Source organism: Vulgatibacter incomptus (genome assembly GCF_001263175.1).
Classification (GTDB): Bacteria; Myxococcota; Myxococcia; order Myxococcales; family Vulgatibacteraceae; genus Vulgatibacter; species Vulgatibacter incomptus.
The window spans coordinates 1,081,787-1,101,469 of sequence record NZ_CP012332.1 but is presented as its reverse complement, the minus strand read 5'-3'; the positions used below and the strand labels follow the sequence as shown (position 1 = coordinate 1,101,469).

Genomic DNA, 19,683 nt, shown 5'->3' with positions numbered 1-19,683 from the left:
CGATACTTCCGTTCCGTACCGGGTCCGGCTCCACGGTCGGCCCGGAAGCCTCGACGAGGCATTCCTCGATGGGAGGGGTCATGGAAGAGCTCACGGAACGCCAGCGGGCGATTCTCCAGTTCGTCACCGAGCACATCGTCGACCAGCGGTTCCCGCCGACTATCCGGGAGATCGGCCAGGCGATGGGGATCCGGTCCACCAACGGGGTCAACGACCACCTCAAGGCGCTCCAGCGGAAGGGCTTCCTGGAGAGGGGGGAGATGAAGAGCCGGGCGCTCGTCCCCACCAAGCTCGCGTGGCGCCTCCTCGGGATCCGGCAGCCCGCCGGTCCCCCGATCCCTGCCTCCGAGCCGACGCCCCCGGCCCGCTCTCTGCGCTCCATCACCGGAGGCAAGACCGCCGAGGCGCCGGAGGTTCGCCCCGACGTCGACACGGTGGAGGTCCCCGTCCTCGGCCGGGTCGCCGCCGGCGCCCCGATCCTCGCCGAGGAGAGCTTCGACTCCAGCGTACGCGTCGACCCGTCGATGCTGGGCCGCGCCACCCGGGACGAGGTCTTCGCCCTCCGGGTCAAGGGCGACTCGATGATCGGGGACGGCATCCTCGACGGCGACCTCCTCTTCGTCCGCCGCCAGCAGACGGCCCGCAAGGGCGAGATCGTGGTGGCCATGATCGAGGGCGAGGCCACCGTGAAGCGCTACTACCCGGAGGGAGACAAGGTCCGCCTCCAGCCCTCCAACCCTCGCCTCCAGCCGATCTACATCCGCCGCCAAGACGCCCGCGATGCGGCGATCCTCGGCGTCGCCGTCGGCGTCTTCCGCCAGCTCGGCTAGGCGCGACGGCCGGCGACCTGCTGATCCCGGACGTTTCCCCTCTCTCTCGCGGGGTCCGGCACCTTGCAGCTCGTCCAGCAAGGTCCGAGTTTCGTGCGTGATTGGAGGACCTGTCACGCGCGTGTTCACGACTGCGGCCAGATGAGCCACAGCTCGAACAGGCGCCGCCGGGCCCAGGGAGGACGAGAGCATGTCGATCGGACGGAAGAGCTGGGCGATTGCGGAGGGCTACCTTCCGCCAGGGACCGAGAACCTCGGGCATGCGTTCCGGAGCCACGAGGCGGCCTGCCTCCTGAACCCCAACGACCAGCCCGCCCACGTGAAGATCACGATCTTCTTCGCGGACCGGGATCCCGCTGGTCCCTACTCCATCACCGTGCCGGCCCGACGCACTAGCCACATGCGCTTCGACGATCTCAAGGATCCCGAGCCGATCCCGCGGGCGACCGACTACTCCAGCGTCATCGAGTCGGATGTGCCCATCGTCGTGCAGCACACGCGGCTCGACTCGCGGCGGGCCGAGCTCGCCCTCCTGAGCACGATCGCCTTCCCCGGTCCGGAGTAGCCCGCGGAGCCCAATCGCAGCCCGCCCGACGCCAGGCGATCCGCCCTTGAGCGCGATCGCCAACAAAAAAGCCCCGGAATCCTTTCGGAGTCCGGGGCTCGATTGGTGGGCGATGCTGGTTTCGAACCAGCGACCCCCGCCGTGTGAAGACGGTGCTCTACCGCTGAGCTAATCGCCCGCAAGAAGCGGTGCTTCGGGGCCGTTTTGCTGCCCTCGAAACGCGGCGGAGTATGCAAATCGGTCCGGTGGCTGTCAAACGAAAAGACGGCCCGATCACGCCTTTCGAGCGCGGATGGAAGGCTCTCGAAGGCGTGCGATTCCTCCCCGCGTTCGTGACTCCCGGCCTTCACGCGTCCGCGGAAGGATCCCAGTCTTCTTCGTCGTCGCTCACGGCGCCCTCTCCCACCGCGGCTCCTGTCGGAAGGCCTGCCGGGGCCGCTGGTTCGAAACCAGCGTCGCCCAGCCGGAGGTCCGCGGCTCCTTCGTCCGCTCCGTCGCCCAGGAGCCGCCGGCCGTGGGCGGCGAGCTCGGCTCGGGAGGGAGGCGCCGGGAGTGCCGGCGCGAGGGGGACCTCGTCGAGGGACCACTTCTCGTAGAGCTCGTGGCCGCCGGCGGCGGGGAGCTCGTCCAGGAAGCGGGAGGGCTTCATCAGCACCCGCTCGCCGTCCCGGGGAGCGGAGAGCATCGGGTAGGTGAGATAGAGCTCGTCCTTGGCGCGGGTGACGGCGACGTAGAAGCAGCGCCGCTCCTCCTCCTCGCCGGCCCGATCCCGGAGCGCCGGCGCGGAGGGGAAGCTTCCGTCGGCGAGCCAGGCCACGAAGACGCCCCGCCACTCCAGACCCTTGGCCTGATGGATGGTGGAGAGGGTGAGGAACTCGTCGGGCTCGGCGCCCTCGACCACCTCCTCGGAGGAGAGCTCGGTGAGGAGCGAGACCTCGGCCAGGAAGGTGCCCACGTCGGGGTGCTGCAGGGCGTAGTCGGCGAGCTGGCGCAGGTCGTCGATGCGGGAGTCGCCGTTGACGAACTGCGACTCGAGGAAGGCCTGGTAGCCGCCGGCGAGGACGGCGTCGATGGCCTGCGAAGGAGCGTTGATGAGCAAGGGCGAAGCCAGCTCCCGCAGGAGCTCGCGGCAGCCCATCCACCCCGCCCTGCTCCGCTTGGGCACGGGCTCGAGGAGGGACGGCTCCATCACCGCATCGGCGATCGAGAGCCTCCCTCCCTCGATCTCCCGGCGGAGGGCGCGCCAGAGACCGTCGGCGGTGCCGGAGCCGATTCCGGGAAAGAGCTTCACCAGCCGCTTGAAGCTGAGCTCGTCGGAGGGGTTGGTCGCGAAGCGGAGGAAGGAGAGGACGTCCTTGATGTGGGCCTGGGCGAAGAAGCGGACGCCCCGGCGGATGACGAAGGGGATCCCCCGCCGCGAGAGCTCGAACTGGATCTCCATCGACTGGGCGTGGGCCCGGTAGAGGACCGCCATCTCCTTGAGCGGGATCCCCTCGTCGCGCAGCTCGAGCACCCGCTGGGCGATGAAGGCGGCCTGCTGGACCGCGTCCCGCGCCGGGACGATCGCGGGGAGGATTCCGCCTGACTGCCGCCGGGCGACGAGCTCCTTGGGATACTGCCGGATGTTGCAGGCGATCGAGGCGTTGGCGAGGCTCAGGATCTCGGGGCTCGAGCGGTAGTTCACCGTGAGCTTGTGAACCTGACACTCTTCATACCGAGCGGGGAACTCGAGGATGTTCGAGAAGTCGGCGCCGCGGAAGGAGTAGATCGACTGCGCGTCGTCGCCCACCACGGTGAGGTTGCGGTGGCCCGCTGCCATCATGTCGACGAGCTCGCCCTGGAGCCGGTTGGTGTCCTGATACTCGTCGACGAGGATGCAGCGGTAGCGCTCCTGGAGCAGGGACCGAACCCTCGGCTCCCGGACGAGGAGCAGCCGCCAGTGGAGGAGCAGGTCGTCGAAGTCCACGAGGTTCATCTCGTGTTTGCGCTCGATGTAGCGCGCGGCGGCGTCGACCAGCTCCCGAGTGAGGCTCGCGAACTGGGGACGCCGCGCGAGGATCACGTCCGGCAGGCTCCGCTGGGTGTTGATCGCGGTCGAGTGGAGCTGCGCCACCACGTCCGCCTTGGGGAAGCGCCGCTGCCCCACCGCGTAGCCGAGCTCCGCGATGCAGGAGGCGAAGAGGTCGGTCTGGTCCTCGCGGTCGAGGACGCCGAAGCGCTCGTCGAAGCCGAGCAAGGAGCCGTGCTCGCGCAGGATCCCGTAGCCCACGTGGTGGAAGGTGCCGCCGGTGATCCGGCGCACGTCCACGCCGGGCAGGTTGGCCACCAGGCTCGCGGCCCGCTTGAGCATCTCCTGGGCGGCGCGGTTGGTGAAGGTGAGGAGGAGGATCTGCTCGGGCGGGATGCCGCTCTCGAGCATCCGGGCCAGGCGGAAGATCAGCGTCCGCGTCTTGCCCGAGCCCGCGCCCGCGATCACGAGGAGCGGGATCCGTGGGGCCTCGACCACGGCGAGCTGCTCGGCGTTGAGCTGTCCGGCGTAGTCGATCCGCCAGGTGGGCGCCGGCGCGGTAGTCTGGAGCTGGTAACGGCGGGTGGCCATCCGGTAAGAATCCGCTGAACGGGCGTTGCGGCACCTTACCGACGGGCCCGACAGCGGTCAAACGCGGATTCCGGCCGTTCGATGCGGGATCGCCTCGCAGGCGCTCAAACGCGGGCGGTCCGCTGCCAGGTCACCTTCTGGCTGCGGCTGGCCCACCGAAAGAAACCCTGGGCCATGCCCACGTTCATCTCCACGAAATACCGCGCGAAGGATCCGAGGCGCCCGATTGGACCATGGAGCCGAGCCACGAAGCCGATGAGCGCGAGCCAGTAGAAGAGGAGCTGGGCACCCAGCGCCAGCGAGTAGAACGGGCGGCCGGACGAGAGCAGGCTCGAGACGAAGAGGCCGACGAGGAAGAGCGGCGCGAGCCATCGCAGCAGCTTGTGCGAGAAGAAGGCGAAGGCCGCGAAGCCCTCGCGCGGGTGCAGGAGCCCGCCCACGAGCCCCAGCGCCTGGAAGTTGCCAGCGGCGATCCGCACCCGGCGGGCCCGCTCCTGGGCGTAGTCCTCGGCGGTCTCCTCCCAGGCCAGCGCCTCCGGGTCGTAGATCACGTCGTAGCCCCGGAGGAGGGTCCGGCACGCGACCACGAAATCCTCGACCACCGTGTCCGCGGGCATGTCGGGGAAGAGCGAGCGCCTGAGCGCGTAGATCCCGCCGTTGGCCCCCATTACCGCGCCCCGCCTGCCCTCCCGGAGCTTGAGAAATGACTCGTAGCGCCAGTAGGCGCTCTCCTCGTAGGTCTCGCTGCGCGGGTTGAAGAGCCGGAGCCTCCCGCACACGCAGCCCACGGAGGGATCGTCGAAGTGCCGGACCAGCTTCCGGATGGCCGCGGAATCGAGGATCGTGTTCGCGTCCGAGAAAACCAGGATCTCGCCCCGCGCCTGCGGCACGACCCGCTTCAGGACGCCGATCTTTCCCGTCCGCCGGTCGGAGCCGTCCAGGCGGACCCTCGGATCGGGGCAGGCCGCCACGATCGCGTCGGTGCCGTCGTCGGAGCCGTCCGAGCCGATCACGATCTCGAGCTTCTCCTCGGGGTAGTCGAGCTCCAGGCTGTTCTGGAGCTTGGCGCCTATGACCTTCGCCTCGTTCCAGGCGGCCACGACGAGGGAGACCGTCGGCAGGGAGAGCGGCTCGGGGCGCTTCCTGCGATCCCGGCCCCCGCCCAGGTAGCGGAGGTCGTCGAGGATCCCGGCCCACGCGTCGAGGGCCACGAGGATCAACGGATAGAGCAGATAGGTGTGCAGCAGCCCGAGGGCACTCAGCCAGAAGACCCACGCCGCCATCGCCCCTCCCCCGGGCGAGTGCGTAGCAACGGACGTGCCCTGGAGGTCCCGGGTCGCACGAGACGCGCGTTCCGCGTCCGCGAGGGAGGGCGGCGTCACGGCACGGCTCGCTTGGACGCCTCGCGGGACCGGTGGCTTCCGCCATGAGGTAGCGGCGTATCCAGCCCTTCCCGTGCGCCCTCGATTCCGCCGTTCGCGACCGCCCAGCCCCGAAGAACCCCGATTCGGGCAGGTCCCAATCCCTTCACCCGAGCGAGCCCGTCGAGGCTCCCGAACGGCCCGCGCCGATCCCGCTCGGCGACGATCCGGCCGGCGAGCCCTCGTCCGATCCCGGGGAGCGCCCGGAGCTCTTCTTCCTCGGCTCGATCGACGTCGACCGCCAGCCCCAAGAGGAGCGCGCCCTCCCCGCCCGGGGCCCTGCAGGCGTCACATGGAGTGTCGGGGCAATCCAACACCGGAACGGCGCCGCGGAGCCGCTCGGGATCCATCCGCTCCAGCCTGCCGGAGTCCGCACACCGGGAAGGAATCGGTCGGACGCTACCGCGCGGCCAGAGGGCCAGCGCGACGATCCCGGCCAGGAGCCCGATGGCGGCGACGCATCCGCGAAAATCCATCCCCCTGGCTACCGCGGATCTCGCGGGCCCACCCTCGGCCAGATGCCCGATGGACTTCCAGCTTCAGGGAGCTTCGAGCTCGGCGAGCTCACGGGCGCTCAGGCCCAGGAGGTAGAGGATCGCGTCGAGGCCGCTGGTAGAGATCGAGACGTCCGCGCCCTCGCGAACCCTGGGCTTGGCGCGGAACGCGATCCCCAGGCCGGCCTTCTGCAGCATCGGGAGGTCGTTCGCGCCGTCGCCCACCGCAATCACCTGGTCGAGGCGGATGCCCTCCTCCTTGGCGATGGCCTCGAGGAGCTCCGCCTTGCGGGCGGCGTTGACGATGGGACCGACGACGTTGCCGGTGAGGCGGCCGTCGTCGATCTCGAGGACGTTCGACCAGGCGTGGTCGAGGCCGAGCCGGGCCTTGAGCGCGCCCGCGGCCACGGAGAAGCCGCCGCTGAGCACGGCGACCTTGTAGCCCAGGGCCTTCACCGTTCGTACGAGGGTCTCGGCCCCTTCCGTCAGGGGGAGGTTCGCGGCCAGCTCGTCGAGGACGGAGGCCGGGAGGCCAGCGAGGAGCCCGACCCGGAGGCGCAGGGACTCGTCGTAGTCCATCTCGCCGTGCATGGCCCTCTCGGTGATCTTCGAGACCTGGTCGACGACGCCGTGGGCGCGGGCGAGCTCGTCGATGACCTCGATGCGGATCAACGTCGAGTCCATGTCCATCACCACGAGCCGCTTGCTCCGGCGGAACAGGCTCTCGGACTGGAGCGCGAGGTCGAAGGCGTGGGCGGACGAGAGGACGAGGAGCGCGCGCTTCAGCGCCGAAGCGTCGACGCCCGCCGGAAGGGACACGTGGAGCTCGGCCGCGGCGAGTGGGCCCTCGGAGAGCCGAACCACGCGGTCGATGGAACAGCTCTCCCGTAGGAGCAGCTCCGTGAGAGCGTGGAGATGGGCCGCGGAGAGCGCCCGCGCGACCGCTGTGACCACGAAACGACGCCGGGGCCCGACGCCGGAGGCCGGGAGGGGCGCCGCGTCGAGCTCGACGCCGAGGGCCCGGGCGGCGGCCTGCAGCTCGCCGAGCACGGGTTCGGTGGAGTCCGCCTCCACCAGGAGCTCGAGGACGAAGCGGTCCCGGATCGACACCTGCTCCAGGTCGAGCAACTCGGCGCCCAACCGCGCGAGGGTCCCGGTGAGGGCCTCGATGCAATCGGCGGCGTTTCGGCCCGTGGCGGTGACGAGCAGGCGATTCCGTGCAGACATCCGTGCGGCTCCTTCGAAGGCCGCCCGCCTTGTAGCAACCGGCCGGCCCCGGGTCGAGGCCGCCCGCCTTTGGCTCGCTGCGGCAAAAGAGCGAGCGCCCGCCACGCTGGCGCCTGCGCTTGCCGGCGTCTAGGATGCGCGGCCTCGCGGCACGGGAAACCCGCCGGCCCGCGCACCCAAGGAAGGACACCATGGACCTCGTACTCCTGGACGGCGATACCCTGGAACTCGCCCAGCTCGAGCGCATCGCGAACGGACACTGCCGCGTCGGCCTCGCCCCCTCCTCGATGGATCGCCTGCGCAAGGCCCGGGCCCTCGTCGATGAGATCGCCGCCGGCGACAAGGCCGCCTACGGCATCAACACCGGCTTCGGCACCCTCGCCGAGGTCCGGATCGCCAAGGGCGACCTCAAGCAGCTCCAGCGCAACCTGATCCTCAGCCACGCCGCCGGCGTGGGCGAGCCCCTGCCGCCCATGGAGACCCGCGCGCTGATGACGCTGCGCGCGAACGTCCTCGCCAAGGGCCACTCGGGCGTGCGCCCGTCGACGGTCGAGACGCTCCTCGAGCTGATCAACCGCAACGTCCTGCCGGTCGTCCCGTCCCGCGGCTCGGTAGGGGCCTCCGGCGACCTCGCCCCCCTCGCCCACCTCGCGCTCACGCTGATCGGCGAGGGCGAGGCGCTCTTCGAGGGCCAGCGGATGCCCTCCCGCATGGCGCTGGAGAAGGCCGGCCTCGCTCCCGTGGTCCTCGAGGCCAAGGAAGGCCTCGCGCTCATCAACGGCACCCAGGCGATCGGCTCCGTGGGTGGGCCGGCGGTGCAGCGTGCCGGCCGCCTCCTCGAGATCGCGGACATCGCCGGCGCCATGACCGTCGAGGCGCTGATGGGCTCCCACAAGCCCTTCATCCCGCAGATCCACGAGGTGCGCCCGCAGCCGGGCCAGATCGCCTGTGCGGCGAACCTGCGGCGGCTCCTCGCGGACAGCGAGATCGTTGAGGCCCACAAGAATTGCGCCAAGGTGCAGGACCCCTACTCCCTGCGCTGCATGCCCCAGGTCCACGGCGCCGCCCGCGACGGCGTGCGCTTCGCCCGCGAGGCCTTGGCGATCGAGATCAACTGCGGCACCGACAACCCGCTGGTCTTCGCCGACGAGGGCCTGATCGTCTCGGGCGGCAACTTCCACGGCCAGCCCGTCTCCCAGGCCCTGGACGTCCTCGCCATCGCGGTGACGCAGCTCGCCGCCATCTCCGAGCGCCGCGTGGAGCAGCTCGTGAACCCGGCGCTCTCCGGACTGCCGCCCTTCCTCACCGAGAACTCGGGCCTCAATTCGGGCTTCATGATCGCGCAGGTGACCGCCGCCGCCCTCGTCGCCGAGAGCCGCGTGCTCTGCCACCCGGCCTGCGTCGACTCGATCCCCTCCTCCGCCGGCCGCGAGGATCACGTGTCCATGGGCATGGGCGCGGCGCTCAAGGCGCGGCAGGTGGTCGAGCACGTCCGCTCGGTGCTCGCCATCGAGCTCCTCGCCTCGGCCCAGGCCCTCGACATGCGCAAGGGCCTCCGCCCTGGTGTCGGCGTCGCGGCGGCCCACGAGGTGATCCGCTCCGAGATCCCGCACATGGACAACGACCGCGAGCTCCACCTCGACATCGCCGCCGTGAGCCGCATGATCGACGACGGGCGGATCCTCGCTGCGGTGGAGGCCGCTACCGCCTGACGGCGCACGCCACGCCTGGTCAGGCCGACCGCAGCCAGTCCACGCTGACGCCCATCGGCTCGAAGCCGAGGGCCTCGTAGATGCGACGAGGGGTGTCGTCGCGACGAGCCGTGAGTCCCACCACGCTGCAGCCCCTCTCGGTCGCGAGGGCCGCCGCGGCGGCGACGAGGGACGAAGCGACGCCGCGGCGACGGTAGGCGGGAGCGGTGCCGACGTCGGCGATGAAGCCGACGTCGTCCCGGCACCAGAGCAGGAGCGAGGCGACGACCTCGCCGTTCCGGGTGGTCGCGGCGAGGAACTCGGCGCCTCCGAGTCGCATCTGGCGGAAGGCCATCGCGTCCATCTGCCGCGAGACCTCAGGGCCGTACCAGAGCTCCTCGCGGCGGACCAGATCCTGGCAGTGGGCGATGCCGTCGAGGAGCCTGTCGTCGTCGCCGTTTGCCACGACGATCCGCAGGCCGCGCGGGGGCGAGATGTCGGGGACCGGCCTCGTGAGCGCCATCGAGATGCAGACCTGCCTCCCGTAGCCGCGAGGCAGGAGCAGCTCGTCCAGGTGCACGATGGTGTCGGCGTCTCTCGACACCAGCCGGCAGTGTCGGGGACCTCCACGGGAGGTGACCCACCGAAAGGCGTCCGCGAGCTCGGAGAAGGCGGGCGTTCCCCGTACGTCGCGGATCCCGTTCACGTCGTAGATGAGCGGGAGCCGGCGATCGCGCAGCGCGCGAGCGTACGGCAGCGCGAGCTCCTCGCAGCCGAGCGCCAGGAGCTCGTCCTCGGTTCGGAGAATGGAATCGGAGACGTCCCGTGCGTTCTGCCCCGCCACAGCGCGAACCATGATTCCCCCTTCGTCTCCACCTTGAATCCAGGGAACACGGGTTGGCAAGCCTCGCGTTTCGGCCCGTCCGCAGCTGAACGGCGCGGTCTCCGGCGGTCGCTTCTTTGGCGACGCGTCCGGGGCGTGGTAGGGATCGGCGCTTTCATCGACGACGATTCATTGCGACACGGCTCGCCATCGAGCGTGAAGGACGAGGCGATGATCGACGAACGCCACGATCTCGGACCTGGAGCCGGCACCGACCCGGTCCAGCCCCTTTCGTTTCCCAACGAAGACACCCCCGCGCCGAGCGCCCCGATCCCGGACGCCCCGCCGATCGCCCGCGCCCGCGACCTGCTCGAGGGGATGCCTGCCGGGAGCGGCGCCGCCGATCCGATCGCGGCGCTGGAGAGGGAGGTGGCGGCACGGGGCGACGATCCCTCGGCGGCCGCCCTCCTCCACGAGATCGGGCGCCACTGGGAAGAGCGGCGCAAGAGCCCCCGCCACGCGGCGATCGCCTACCAGAAGGCCTTCCGCCTGGATCGCTCCCTCGTGCCCAACCTGCAGGCCGCCCGCCGCCTCTTCTCCGAGGTCGGGAACTGGCCCCTGGTCGCACACCTCCTCGAGACCGAGGTCGATGCGGAGCGCGATCCCGCGGCGAGGAGCCGCCTCCTCTTCGAGCGGGGCCTGGTCTTCGAAGAGCACCTGGCGAAGCCCGACGAGGCGACCGCGTGCTTCGAGCGCGCCCTCGAGCTCGATCCCGGCAACCTCGCGCTCCTGGCGCACCTGCCAGCGGCGACGAAGGATCCGGAAACCCGCGCAGGGATCCACGAGCGCACCGCCGAAGTGGTCTCCGACCCGCGGCTCGCGTCCATCGAGCTCGGCAGCGCTGCGCACCTGCTCGAGGGCGTCGACGTCCGGCGCTCACTCGAGCTCCTGCGCGGAGCCTACGCGAAGGATCCCGGCTCTCCCGTCGTTCGGGCCCGGCTCGAGCGCAAGCTGGAGCAGGCCGGTGCCAGGGAGGAGCTGCGCCGGCTGTACGAGTCGGAGCTCGAGCGCGCGACGCCCGAGAGCGCTCCGTGGCTCTGCCGCCGGATCTCGAGGCTCCACCTGGAAGACGGACGGGAGGACGAGGCCGTCGAAGCCCTCGTCGCCGGCCGCAGGCTGGCACCGCGTGACCCGCTGATCCTGGGAGAGCTCGCGCGGCTCCTCGAGCTGCGGGGCGCCTGGGACGCCCTGGCCGAGGTCCTCGTGGTTCGGGCCGAGGCGACGGTTGACGACGGCGAGAAGGCGGCCCTCCACCTCGAGCTGGCGGCGATCTTCGACGCGAGGCTCGAGCAGCCCGAGCGCGCCATCGAGCACTACCGCGAAGCCCTCCGCCTAACGCCAGGGAACGATCTCGCCCTCGCCTCCCTGGGCAGGCTGCAGCACCAGCGCGGCGACTGGGATGGGCTCTACGAGACCTTCGAGACGGAGGCGGCGCTCGCACAGGACCCCAGGCAGAAGGCGGCCCGTTCGTTCAAGGCCGCCCGGATCCTCGAGGAGCGGCTCGATCGCGTGGACGACGCCATCGCGATCTACGACGAGATCCTCCGGTGCTCCCCTGGGTTCCTTCCCGCGCAGAAGGCGCTGGCGCGGCTCTACGCCGGCCGGGGGCGCTTCGACGACCTCGTCGCGCTGATGGAGCGGGAGCTCGCGGACCTCGAGGACCGCGACACGATCATCGCCGCTCTGGCCCAGCTCGCCGAGGTCCACGAGACGAAGCGCCGGGACCTCCCCGCCGCGATCGCTTGCCACCGCCGGATCCTCGCCGTGGCGCCGGGCCACCTGGCCACGATCCGCTCCCTCGCCCGCCTCGCCGAGCAGCTCGGCGACTGGGAGGAACTCCTTCGCGCCCACGAGGCGGAGGCCACGTACACGGGTGATCAGCGCCAGGTGGTGAGCCTCCTCCACCAGAACGCCGAGATCCTGGAGGAGCAGCTCGGCGACAAGGGCCGGGCCATCGAAGCCTGGCGAAAGGTGCTCGCGATCACGCCGGCGTATCTGCCGGCCTTGCGGTCGCTGGGCAGGCTCTACGCGCAGAAGGGGCTCTGGAGTGAACTGATCCGGATGCACCGGCAGGAGGCCCAGGTCGCGCCGCGGGACGAGGCCTCCGAGCTGATCTTCCGGATCGGCGAGCTGCAGGAGGAGAAGCTCTGCGACGAGGCCCGTGCGATCGACGCCTTCCGAGAGGTGCTGGCGAGCTCGCCGGGCCACTTCCCCGCGATGCGGCGCCTCGCAAGGATCTTCCGGGGCCAGGGGGCGTGGCGCGAGCTCGCCGAGCTCCTCCGCCTGGAAGCATCCACGCGCACCGATCCCGGGGAGCGGGCGGCGGCCCTCTTCCAGGTCGCCGAGATCCTCGAGGCAGAGACGGCCGGCGCCGACGAGGCCGCACGGGCCTACGAAGACGTGCTCCGCGAAGACCCCCGCCACGTGCCGGCCCTCCGCGCGCTCGAGAGGATCTTGGGCCGCTCAGGCGACACGCACCGGCTCGCTGGCGTGCTGGAGACGCTCTCGTCCCAGGGCGGAGCCGAGGACCGGGTCGCCGCGTGGTCGAAGCTGACCGCACTCTGCCTCGACGAGCTCGGCGATACCGCCCGCGCCGCCCGGTCGTGCGAGGCCGGCCTCACGATCGCGCCGAACGATCTCTTCCTCCTTCGCTGCCTGGAGCGGATCCGGGGAGGCGGGCCGCGCCGCGCCGATGCGCGCGCACGCATCGCCTCGGCGGTGTCGGATCCGAGGGTGGCGTCGGCGCTCCTGGTGGGCGCGGCGCTCGACCGCGGCTCGTCGTCCTCCGAGGCGGCGTCCGACGAGCTGGAACGGGCCGTCGACGCCGACCCGCGCAACGAGCGGGCGAGCGAGCTCCTCGAGCGTCAGCTCGTCCGCCGAGACGAGCCGGCGAAGCTGGCCGCGCTGCTGGAGCGCCGGGCGTCGACGGCGGCCGACGCCGGACTCCGGGTCTCGCTCCTCGTTCGCATCGGCGAGCTCCGCGAGGCGCGGCTTGCTGACACCGAAGGTGCGATCAGATCATACAAGAGTGCACTGGACCACGACCCCGAACACCTTCCGGCCCTCGTGGCCCTCGCCCGGCTCCTCGAGCCGGCCGGCGACCTGCGCGCGCTCCGCGACGTTTGGCTCGCCTCCGCTCGGGCCCAGCGAGCCGCGACGGGAGGGGCCCGTGCCCTGGCGCGCGCGGGCGAGCTGAGCGAGGCGCTCCGCGAAACCGAGGCGGCCGAGGCCCACTACTCGCTCGCCCTGGAACGGGATCCGGCGGAGGCGACCGCCCTCGCCCGCCTCGAGGCTCTCGCGATCGCCCGCGGCGAGCCCGCGAAGATCGCCGCGTTCTACGAGAGCCGCGCACGGACTGCGGCCAGCCCGTCGACGAGCGACCTTGCAGCCGCCGCCCGGATCCACCTGGAGCAGCTCGTCGATCCCGCCCGAGCCGCGGCGCTCCTCGACGAGGCGCTCGCCGCCGAGCCCGGGAACGCCGAAGCGCAGGAGCTGCGAGGCCGGGTCGCCGAAGCGCTCGGAGATCCCCATGACGCGATCGCCCGCTACGAGAGGCTGCTCCGCCAGGGCGACGACTCTGCTGCGGCCCGCTCCCGCCTCGGCCGCCTCCGGTCAGCCATCGGGGACGCGCACCGCGCGCTCCTCGAGCTCGAGGCGGCCCTCGCCGTCGATCCCTCACACCGCGAGGCGCTGGCGCTGCGGGCGAAGCTCCTCTCCGACGCCGAGAGGTGGGCCGAAGCCGACGAGGCGCTCCGGCGGCTGATCGAGGTCGAGGACGATCTCGCCCGGCTCGTGCCGGCCCTCGAGGAACGGGCCCGGGTGCTGGAGGTCGGACTCCGGGATCTCGCCGGCGCCGCCGCTTGCCTCGAGGCGATCCTCGAGCGCACCCCCGAAGCAGAGGCGACCCTGGAGCGACTGGCCCTCCTCTACGAGCGAGCGCGCGATCTCCCCCGCCTCGTCTCGGCCCTGGAGCGGTGGTCGACGCGCCTGCTGGAGCCGGGGCAGGCGATCCGGGCCTCCGCGGCGCTCGCGAAGGCAGCCTCCATCCTCGCGGGGCCTCTCCAGGCTCGGGACCGCGCAGTGGTGGCGTATGAGAGGGCGCTCGAATGGAGCCCTGGGGATCGGGAGATCCGCCTCGCCCTCGCCGGACTCCACGCCGCGGATCCGAGCACGCAGGACGCCGCGATCCGCGCCTACCGCCTCGCGCTCGAGGAGGAGCCGGGGAGAGCCTCCAGTCACCGCGCCCTCCTCCGGATCTGGCAGAGCCGGGGCGAGACGGATCGCGCCTTCGTCGCGGCGGCCGTCCTGCACCTCCTGCGGGCCTCCGACGCAGAGGAGGAGGCGTTCTACTACCGGCACCACGAGCTTCCACACACGCTCACCAGCACCCTCGAGCCCGCGGTCCTCCGCGATCCGGATTCGAAGCTCCGCGCGCTCGCCGGGATCGCGGCGGTGCTCTCCGAGCCCATCGCCCGGGCCTCCGGCGCCGAGCTCGCGCGCTGGGACGTGGAGCGCGGCGATCGCCTCGAGGCCGGGCATCCCGTCCGCCGGCTGCTCGATCGAATCTTCGCGATTCTCGGATCGCCTTCGGCCCCGTACGAGCTCTACTCGTCCGCTCGGGAGAACGGTGTGGGAGTGGCCGCCACCCTTCCCCCGGCGGTGATCGTCTCCAAGGACTTCGGCACTCGGTACCGGCCGTCCGAGCAAACCTTCCTCCTCGCGCGGGCCGCCTGGGGGATCCGCGAGGGATCGGCCCTCTGGGCGTCCCTGCCCCGCAAGACGCTGGCCGAGCTCGTGGGCGCGGCGGTCCTCCTCATCCATCCGGACGCGACGAGCGTGGAGGATCCCGGCGCGGAGGAGGTGCGTCGCCTCGGCAAGGTGCTCGGGCGCAAGGGGAAACGGGCGCTGGAGGCGCCGGTCCGCCAGCTCCTCGAAGGTCCCCGCGACGCGACGGTGGACGACCTCGTGCGCCACGCGGAGCGATCGGCGAATCGGCTCGGGCTCCTGCTCTCGGGCGATCTGCCAGCGTCCTTCGGGCTCCTCGCCCGCGGGCACCAGCCCGGCAGACCGCTGGAGACGGAGGGCGCGGTGCTCGAAGCGATCGAGCGGCGACCGGAGCTCGCCGAGCTCCTCCTCTTCGCCGTTTCGGACGAGCACGCCGCGCTCAGGCGACGGCTCGGGCTCGCCGTGACGGGGGCGTAAGACGCGGGAACGCCGCCCGTGCGATCACTCGACGCGGATCACACTCCCGGGAGGAAGCTCCCGGAGCAGCGCGACGAGAGCGCGCTCCACGGGCTCGGCCACCTGGGCCTCGAGGGTGAGCTTCACCCGATGATCGGCGTCGTCGATTCGCGGATAGCTCCCCAGCGCGATGTCCGGGTGCTCCCTGGCGATCCGATCGAGGATCTTCGCGATCGCCGGCTCCCCTTCCGACACGTAGACGCAGCGCAGATGGAAGGGATTGCCGCGGTAGCGCTCGGCGATCCCCTCCACGTGCATGCGAAAGAGCTCGGGCACGCCGGGCAGCAGATAGATCTCGTCCACCGAGATCACCGGGTACCAGCTCCGCGGCGAGCGGACGAGGATCGCCCCTTCGGGGACGTTCGCCAGGCGGAGACCCTCCTCCGGAAGCGCGTCGCCGAAGTGCTTGCGAACGAGGGCCTCGAGCTCCGGATGGCGGACGACTTTGCGGCCGAGGGCCGCCGCGACCCCCGCCACGGTGACGTCGTCGTGGGTCGGGCCGATGCCGCCGGAGGTGAAGATCGGCTGGAACCGGCCCAGGCAGGAGCGCACGGCCCAGCCGATCTCTTCCAGGTCGTCCGACACCGTGAGGATCCGCTTCAGCGGCGCGCCCACCGAGCGCAGGACGTCGACGAGCAGCGGCCCGTTGGAGTCCCGGATCTTCCCGGAGAGGATCTCGTCGCCGATCACGATCGCCGCTGCGCCGCCCTTCATCTTCGCACCTCCTGATGCAGGCTACCGCCGTTCGCCCTTCGGCGGGCCAATTCTCGCGAGCCGGAGGCGAGCAATCGAAAAAGAGCGCCTCTCGCGCGCAGCGCGAGAAGAAGAAATGGCTCCCGCATCGCGGGGGCGATTTCTTCTTACGCTCGGGGCGCTATCCTCCCCCGCGAATGAAGACCGTCAACGAGCTCTGCCGGACGATCCTCGAGTCGGGTGACCTGGCGTCGAAGCTCCTCTCGCCACGGGATATCCCGCGCCTGGACGATCCGATGGCGCCGGCCCTCCACATCGACCGGCCCGCGCGGGGTCCGTCGATCCGGATGCGGGGCGGCAGCGAACGCCTTCCGCGCCTCGGGGAGCTCACAGGAGAAGGCTCCCGCGCCGTGACCCTGGCCCGCTTCGCGCACCACGAGATGATGGCCGTGGAGCTCTTCGCGTGGGCGCTCCTGCGGTGGCCCGAGATGCCGGCGCCGCTGCGCCGCGGAATGCTCCACGCACTCGCGGACGAGCAGGAACACCTCGCCCTCTACGTCGCCCGCCTCGAGGCGCTCGGCAGCCGCCTCGAGGATCACGTGCTCTCCGACTACTTCTGGCAGCACGTGCCGGCGATCGAGGCCAGCGCCAACGGGCCTCTCGCCTTCCTCTGCTCGGTGGGGCTGACCTTCGAGCAGGCCAACCTCGACTTCAGCCTGCTCTACCGGGACGCCTTCCGTGCCGCCGGCGACGAAGAGTGCGCGAAGGTGATGCAGCGCGTGCACGACGACGAGCAGAGCCACGTGAAGCTCGCCGCCACCTGGCTCGCGCGCCTCAAGGATCCCGCGCAGAGCGACGTGGAGGCCTACCGAGAGGCGGTCCCCTTCCCCCTCTCCGCCGCCCGCGCCAAGGGGAGACGGTTCGACGTCCCGTCGAGGAGACGGGCCGGGCTGTCGGAGGAGATGATCGAGCACGTCCGAAACGCGCGGCCGTACGAGAGGAGCGAACCGTGACACCGGCGCCGCTGCTGCTTCCCAACTTCGGCGCCGAGGAGAGGGAGTACTCGAACGGAGCTCAGAAGGCTGGCGCGCGGCTCCACCCGATCCTCCGCGAGGCGGCCTGGCTCTGGAGCCTCCTCTTCGGAGAATCGGCGACCTCTCTCGGGGAGCCGACCGGAGCCTGGCCCGATTTGCTGGGCATGCGCCCCGACGGCCCCGCCTTCCCGTGGCTGGAATCCCGGCCTGGGCGAGGCGTCGCCTGGCTCTCCACGAAGACCGCCTGGGACGAGCTCAGGGGCGCCGGAGCGGCACCCGCCATGCCTGCGCCCGAGATCGTGCGCCGGGTCCACGACAAGGCCTTCGCCCAGGAGGTCGCGTCGGAGCTGGGGCTTTCGCCCGGCTGTCTCGAGGGACTCATCCGGATCCTGGAGCCCCTGGAGCTTCGTACCGGCGTCGCCGTCGAGAAGATCGCGGAGTGGATCGCCTCGCTGCCCCCGTGGGTGCGCGGCTCGTGGACCATCAAGCCCAGGCTCGGCAGCAGCGGCAGGGGTCGCCTCGGGGCAGGTCAATCGGCCGAGAGGACGATGGCGCTCGGGACGGCGCCTGGCCGTGCACTGCCGTTCGGCAATGGCGCCCTGGCGCGGCTCGAGCGCAGGGGAGGCGCCGTCCTCGAGCCCTGGCTGGAGCGCCACGTCGATCTCTCGACCCAGCTCCACGTCGCACCGTCCGGGGAGGTCGAGATCCTTGGGACCACGCGCCAGGTGATCACGCCGTCCGGCGTGTACCTGGGGAGCCGGGGACGCATCGAGGATGGCGAGATCGTCGTGGGTTCGGGCTTCGAGCAGGAGCTCCGGGGCGCAGCGGTGAAGCTGGGCCGCGCCGCCGCCCGCGCCGGCTACTTCGGGCCCTGTGGCGTGGACGCCTTCTCCTTCCGCGGCCCCGACGACGCCGAGGTCCTCCGCCCGATCGTGGAGCTCAACGCCCGCTTCACCATGGGGACCATCGCCCTGGGCCTTCTCCGGCGCGCGCGGGCAGCGGGCGTCCTCGAGGGGCGCCACCGCGCATGGCTCTTCAGCCTGCGGGGCCTCGCCGACGTCAGGCGGGAAGGGTTGGATTTCGTGCCTCTCGGTGCCCTCTCCTCGCTGGCGCTCGCGGAGTCGGAGGAGGCGATCGACGAGCTCCTCCAGTCGGGGGGCGTCGCCTGAGCCGAACGTCGTAGCCTTCGCTCGAGCCCGGGCTCACCTTTGGGGGTACCGGGGAGCGCGCGTTGACCGACGATCGAAGGCTGAGCTGGGCGGACGCGACCTTCGCCGTCCTCTTCTTCGTGGCGTCCGTCGCCTTCTTCTGGACGATCAGCTCCTTCGTGGTCCCGCTCTTCCTCGCCGCGGCTGGGGTCGCGGTCATCGCGCCCGCGAACGAGTGGCTGTCCCGGAAGATGAAGGGCCGTCGATCCCTCGCGTCGCTCACGAGCTCGATCGTCACCATCCTGGTGATCCTCGTGCCTTCCGCTTTCGTCGGCTACCTGCTCATCAAGGCCGGAGCGAACTTCGTGATGCAATGGAAGGAGGCCATCGAGCGAGGCGGGCTCCATGAGCTGCTCTCCGGGCAGACCCGCGAGCCGCTGGCACCGCTCCTCGCCGCGCTCGATCGCCTCGGCCTCGAGGACACCCTCCGGCAGGGGCTCGACCGGACGGCGACCTATTTTTCGACCCACCTCGCGTCGGCCGCCGCCTCCATCGCCCGCATCCTCCTCCAGGCGTTCGTGGTGGTCCTCGGCATGTACTACTTCTTCCTCGAAGGGCCGCGGATGGTGAAGGACCTCGTCACGCTCCTGCCGATGGAAGAAGCACACACGACCGAGATCCTCCGCGACATGGCCGGCCTCCTCCGAGCGCTCTTCCTCGCCAGCTTCGTGACCGCCGCGATCCAGGGCGTCCTCGGGGTCATCGGCTTCTGGATCGTCGGGCTTCCCAACGCCCTCACATGGGCGGCGTTGATGACCTTCTTCGCGGTCATCTTCTCCCTCATCCCGATCCTCGGCACCGGGCTGGTCTGGGTCCCCGTGACCATCTGGCTCTTCGCCAACGGGAAGATCCTCAGCGCGATCTTCATGCTCGTGTGGGGCGCCATCATCCTGGGCTCGGTCGAGTACTTCGTGAAACCCTACTTCACGAAGGCGAGGCTGCAGATCAACCCGCTGGTCCTCTTCCTCACGCTCTTTGGCGGGATCGATCTGCTGGGCCCGATCGGCGCTCTCGCGGGTCCGATGCTGTCCATGATGGTCGTCAGCTTCATCCGCGTCTGGAAGCGCGACATCCTCCCCGAGGTCGCGCCGACGGGATTCCACTGACCCGTCTACTCCTCGTGTCGTCGTCTCCCACGCCACCGCCGCCAGCGCTTCTTCGTCTCGCGGACCGGGTGACCGTGCGTCGAGCGCCAGTACGAGACCGCGGCGTAGATCGCGAAGGCCGCCACCGCGAACAGCACGACGAGGTGCTCTACGTGGGCCACGCGTTTCTGGATCCGCTCGAACTGGTCCGAGAAGGTCCAGCCGAGCCAGAAGAGGAAAGGAGTATTGATGCAAGCGGAGGCCGCGTCCCAGAAGAGGAAGCGCCGGAACTCCATCTCGTGGATGCCGGCCAACGCGAAGAGGGGCGCCCGAACCCCGGGGATGTGCCGTCCGACGAAGACCGCGAGCCCGCCCCGCCGCTCGTAGAAGTCCTCCAGCTTCTCGCGGCGCTCGGGAGGGAGGAGCTTCTGGAAGCGGCGATGCTCGAGCGCCTTCTTTCCCAGCTTGCGGGCGGTGAGGAAGAGGATCGAGTCGCCCGCGATGACCCCGGCGAAGCAGACGAGGAGGGCCGCCCACCAGCGGACGATCTCCTGGCGCGCGAGGGCTCCCGCGGCGAGGACCACCAGCTCCTCGGCGACGGGAGCGCCCAGGCCGGCGGCAAGGAGCACCACGAAGAAGACAACGTACGAGCCCTCCTCGATGAGCGACTGGACCAGCGCTGCAAGAACCGGATCGAGCTCCATGTCCTCCG

At 70.9% G+C, this 19,683-nt stretch carries 14 protein-coding genes and 1 tRNA gene; 7 read left to right on the top strand and 8 right to left on the bottom strand.

All coding sequences use genetic code 11. The annotated features are described in order from the left end of the window. The first annotated feature begins 80 nt into the window (after positions 1-80). Both lexA and AKJ08_RS04400 read left to right on the top strand, forming a co-directional pair. On the top strand, positions 81-830 hold the full coding sequence (lexA, locus tag AKJ08_RS04405) for a transcriptional repressor LexA (protein WP_050724955.1): 750 nt from the start codon (positions 81-83) through the stop codon (positions 828-830). 190 nt (positions 831-1,020) lie between these two features. Next, entirely contained in the window at positions 1,021-1,395 is a 375-nt protein-coding gene (locus AKJ08_RS04400) for a sensory rhodopsin transducer (protein ID WP_050724954.1), read from the top strand. Positions 1,396-1,498: 103 nt separating this feature from the next. Here AKJ08_RS04400 and AKJ08_RS04395 read toward each other — a convergent pair. From AKJ08_RS04395 to serB, 5 genes are all read right to left on the bottom strand, one after another. After that, positions 1,499-1,573 (bottom strand) — tRNA-Val (locus AKJ08_RS04395). A gap of 168 nt (positions 1,574-1,741) precedes the next feature. Beyond that, complete coding sequence (locus tag AKJ08_RS04390; protein ID WP_050724953.1) at positions 1,742-3,994, bottom strand: ATP-dependent helicase; 2,253 nt, start codon at positions 3,992-3,994, stop codon at positions 1,742-1,744. A 104-nt stretch (positions 3,995-4,098) separates the two neighbouring features. After that, positions 4,099-5,277, bottom strand: a complete 1,179-nt coding sequence (locus AKJ08_RS04385) for a glycosyltransferase family 2 protein (protein WP_050724952.1) — start codon at positions 5,275-5,277, stop codon at positions 4,099-4,101. 95 nt (positions 5,278-5,372) lie between these two features. Continuing rightward, positions 5,373-5,891: a ComEA family DNA-binding protein gene (locus tag AKJ08_RS04380; RefSeq protein WP_050724951.1), complete on the bottom strand. Its 519-nt coding sequence runs from the start codon at positions 5,889-5,891 to the stop codon at positions 5,373-5,375. Between the two features lie 63 nt (positions 5,892-5,954). Further along, the gene (gene serB, locus AKJ08_RS04375; protein WP_050724950.1) at positions 5,955-7,136 is read right to left on the bottom strand and encodes a phosphoserine phosphatase SerB; all 1,182 of its coding nucleotides are present in this window, start codon (positions 7,134-7,136) and stop codon (positions 5,955-5,957) included. A 191-nt stretch (positions 7,137-7,327) separates the two neighbouring features. Between serB and hutH the strand changes: the two genes are divergently transcribed. After that, positions 7,328-8,848, top strand: coding sequence for a histidine ammonia-lyase (gene hutH, locus AKJ08_RS04370; RefSeq protein WP_050724949.1), 1,521 nt, complete (start codon positions 7,328-7,330; stop codon positions 8,846-8,848). Positions 8,849-8,867: 19 nt separating this feature from the next. Here the strand turns inward: hutH and AKJ08_RS04365 are convergent, their stop codons facing one another. Next, positions 8,868-9,683 carry a GNAT family N-acetyltransferase gene (locus AKJ08_RS04365; RefSeq protein WP_050724948.1) on the bottom strand — a complete coding sequence of 272 codons (816 nt, stop codon included), beginning with the start codon at positions 9,681-9,683 and terminating at the stop codon, positions 8,868-8,870. 198 nt (positions 9,684-9,881) lie between these two features. On the opposite strand from AKJ08_RS04365, the gene AKJ08_RS04360 reads away from it, so the two are divergent. After that, positions 9,882-14,912: a tetratricopeptide repeat protein gene (locus AKJ08_RS04360; protein ID WP_157370464.1), complete on the top strand. Its 5,031-nt coding sequence runs from the start codon at positions 9,882-9,884 to the stop codon at positions 14,910-14,912. Between the two features lie 24 nt (positions 14,913-14,936). Here the strand turns inward: AKJ08_RS04360 and AKJ08_RS04355 are convergent, their stop codons facing one another. Next, positions 14,937-15,665 (bottom strand): competence/damage-inducible protein A, encoded by a 729-nt coding sequence (locus tag AKJ08_RS04355; protein ID WP_082342682.1) that lies wholly within the window; start codon positions 15,663-15,665, stop codon positions 14,937-14,939. A 176-nt stretch (positions 15,666-15,841) separates the two neighbouring features. Between AKJ08_RS04355 and AKJ08_RS04350 the strand changes: the two genes are divergently transcribed. The 3 genes from AKJ08_RS04350 (at position 15,842) to AKJ08_RS04340 (ending at position 18,992) form a co-directional block, all read left to right on the top strand. Further along, a complete protein-coding gene (locus tag AKJ08_RS04350) occupies positions 15,842-16,657 on the top strand; it encodes a ferritin-like domain-containing protein (RefSeq protein WP_050724946.1) in 816 nt (271 codons plus the stop codon). After that, the gene (locus tag AKJ08_RS04345) at positions 16,654-17,847 is read left to right on the top strand and encodes a hypothetical protein (RefSeq protein WP_050724945.1); all 1,194 of its coding nucleotides are present in this window, start codon (positions 16,654-16,656) and stop codon (positions 17,845-17,847) included. The genes AKJ08_RS04350 and AKJ08_RS04345 overlap by 4 nt, the downstream gene beginning before the upstream one ends. A gap of 62 nt (positions 17,848-17,909) precedes the next feature. Beyond that, on the top strand, positions 17,910-18,992 hold the full coding sequence (locus tag AKJ08_RS04340; protein ID WP_050724944.1) for an AI-2E family transporter: 1,083 nt from the start codon (positions 17,910-17,912) through the stop codon (positions 18,990-18,992). 5 nt (positions 18,993-18,997) lie between these two features. Here the strand turns inward: AKJ08_RS04340 and AKJ08_RS04335 are convergent, their stop codons facing one another. Then, entirely contained in the window at positions 18,998-19,675 is a 678-nt protein-coding gene (locus tag AKJ08_RS04335; RefSeq protein ID WP_050724943.1) for a DedA family protein, read from the bottom strand. Positions 19,676-19,683: the final 8 nt, after the last annotated feature.

Excerpts from the sequence above, each read along its gene's own strand:
- lexA (WP_050724955.1), top strand. The coding sequence starts at position 81 with ATGGAAGAGCTCACGGAACGCCAGCGGGCGATTCTCCAGTTCGTCACC.
- AKJ08_RS04400 (WP_050724954.1), top strand. The coding sequence starts at position 1,021 with ATGTCGATCGGACGGAAGAGCTGGGCGATTGCGGAGGGCTACCTTCCG.
- AKJ08_RS04390 (WP_050724953.1), bottom strand. The coding sequence starts at position 3,994 with ATGGCCACCCGCCGTTACCAGCTCCAGACTACCGCGCCGGCGCCCACC.
- AKJ08_RS04385 (WP_050724952.1), bottom strand. The coding sequence starts at position 5,277 with ATGGCGGCGTGGGTCTTCTGGCTGAGTGCCCTCGGGCTGCTGCACACC.
- AKJ08_RS04380 (WP_050724951.1), bottom strand. The coding sequence starts at position 5,891 with ATGGATTTTCGCGGATGCGTCGCCGCCATCGGGCTCCTGGCCGGGATC.
- serB (WP_050724950.1), bottom strand. The coding sequence starts at position 7,136 with ATGTCTGCACGGAATCGCCTGCTCGTCACCGCCACGGGCCGAAACGCC.
- hutH (WP_050724949.1), top strand. The coding sequence starts at position 7,328 with ATGGACCTCGTACTCCTGGACGGCGATACCCTGGAACTCGCCCAGCTC.
- AKJ08_RS04365 (WP_050724948.1), bottom strand. The coding sequence starts at position 9,683 with ATGGTTCGCGCTGTGGCGGGGCAGAACGCACGGGACGTCTCCGATTCC.
- AKJ08_RS04360 (WP_157370464.1), top strand. The coding sequence starts at position 9,882 with ATGATCGACGAACGCCACGATCTCGGACCTGGAGCCGGCACCGACCCG.
- AKJ08_RS04355 (WP_082342682.1), bottom strand. The coding sequence starts at position 15,665 with ATGAAGGGCGGCGCAGCGGCGATCGTGATCGGCGACGAGATCCTCTCC.
- AKJ08_RS04350 (WP_050724946.1), top strand. The coding sequence starts at position 15,842 with ATGAAGACCGTCAACGAGCTCTGCCGGACGATCCTCGAGTCGGGTGAC.
- AKJ08_RS04335 (WP_050724943.1), bottom strand. The coding sequence starts at position 19,675 with ATGGAGCTCGATCCGGTTCTTGCAGCGCTGGTCCAGTCGCTCATCGAG.